We start from the raw sequence: 2,070 nt of genomic DNA on the forward strand, positions 1-2,070 counted from the left end.
CATTAGGCGTATAAATCAGTACAAAGAACGCGACTGAACTGTCGGCTCAAAAACCGGATCCGCACCCGGGTCGGATTCGACGTTCCCCGAGACGAACGAGATCTTCTCGCGCTCGCGTTCCGCAGCTATCGGGCTCATCCCTCCGAGATAGTGGTTTCTGAACGTCTCCCAGTCTTCCCNNGCGCGCTTCACCCAGCGATAAATCGAGTTCGGTTCGACGTCGACGATCGGCTCGTCGGGGTCGCGTTCGTATGAGAGCGTCCGAATGGAACTGGCGAGTTCCTTCGGGATCGGCGTCTCGCGGTACTTCCCCCGCTTCGCGTAGTCGTTCCACACGCGGAGGAAGACAGCAAAATACAGTGAGAGAACCCGTTCAAGTCTTTCAACGCATTAACGTATGACCCCTTTACCTCGACAGTTCCCTCTACGGTATCTGCTCCAGCTGGTTGAATTGGCATCCCTTCCGACGATCCAAAGGGTGTCCGAATTACCCCAATTGACTCGTACTGATACTGGTCATTTGGCATATTATAGAGATTCAAGGAGAATACTGGTGGCTTTAGCCACCAGATGAATCCGACAACTCCTACGCAATCCACCGTCGATGGCAAGGCCGGATATTCCACGCCAACCGACACTATCAACAGAACGGTGTTCATAACCAGTTATGAAGCCAGAAAATGAGTCGAACCATCCGAACCTTTGAGGCCACGATTACGAACCAGCAACAGGTTCGTGACGACCTCGACCAACTCGGATGGGCCGCCTCAAAACTCTGGAACGTCGGTCGCTACTACGCACAAGAACAGTGGGACGAAACAGGCGAGATTCCCGATGACGGGGAACTCAAAGCCGAACTCAAACGCCACGAACGCTACACGGACTTACATTCTCAATCCAGTCAGCGCGTTCTCGAAGAACTCGCTGAAGCGTTCAACGGCTGGTTCGGAAAGCGTCGGAACGGCGACGACCGTGCCCGACCGCCCGGCTACCGCAAACACGGAGACTCCCACCCGCGTTCAACCGTGTCGTTCAAAGCGGCTGGCTTCAAGCACGACGCACAGTTCACCCGCGTTCGCCTCTCGAAAGGCCGCAACCTCAAAGAACACCGTTCAGACTTCATTCTGTGCGAGTACGAGACTCGTCCGGACGTTGACCTGACCGAGTGGGACATTCAACAGGTTCGCGCGATCTACAAGCGCGACGAGTGGCGGTTACAATTCGTTTGTCGAACCACTATCGACCCGGAACCGCCGGGTAACGAGGTGGCTGGTGTTGACGTCGGGATTTGCAACTTCGCCGCCGTCTCGTTCGGCGGGGAATCTGTGTTGTATCCCGGTGGCGCACTCAAAGAGGACGAATACTACTTCACGAAGAAGAAAGCCAAGTGCGACGATTCCTCGTCCCGTGAAGCGACTCGTCTTGACCGGAAGCGGACTGACCGTCGGACGCACTTTTTGCACGTACTCTCGAAAGCAATCGTGGAGGAGTGCGTTGAACGGGGTGTCGGAACGCTTGTCGTGGGCGACCTCGGCGGTATCCGAGAAGGTGACGAGAACAGTGAGTCCCGCAACTGGGGCGACCACGGGAATCTCGACTTGCACGGGTGGGCGTTCGACCGCTTCACGACGCTACTCGACTACAAAGCGGAAGCCGAAGGCATCGACGTGGAGTTGGTGTCGGAACGCGATACGTCGAAGTCGTGTTCGGCGTGTGGTCATACAGACGACAATCAGCGCGTCGAACGCGGACTGTACGTGTGTGAGAAGTGCGATACGGTTGCGAACGCGGACGTGAACGGCGCGGAGAACATTCGGCAAAAGGTACTCCCGAGTCTCGCTACGGATGGCGGTGATAGGGATAACGGTTGGTTGGCACAGCCAGCGGTTCACCTGTTCGACCGTAGTGAGGGTGTTTTCGCCCCACGAGAACAGGTTACTAACCGCGAACCCTAATATCCCAACTCAGCGGTGCGGTGCCGTGGGATTCCCGCGTCTTCAGGCCTGTCTCTTACCCACAAATTCTATTCCCGTAGCTGAGAAGTTGAGGCTGGGAGATGGGACGAGATCA

General features: G+C 56.3%; 1 protein-coding gene. It reads left to right on the forward strand.

Annotated features, from left to right (window positions below):
* Positions 1–680 precede the first annotated feature (680 nt).
* Complete coding sequence (locus Z052_RS05975; protein ID WP_094494840.1) at positions 681–1,955, forward strand: RNA-guided endonuclease TnpB family protein; 1,275 nt, start codon at positions 681–683, stop codon at positions 1,953–1,955.
* Positions 1,956–2,070 lie beyond the last annotated feature (115 nt).

Origin of the sequence: Halorubrum sp. C191 (genome assembly GCF_002727095.1) — an archaeon.
Classification (GTDB): Archaea; Halobacteriota; Halobacteria; order Halobacteriales; family Haloferacaceae; genus Halorubrum; species Halorubrum ezzemoulense.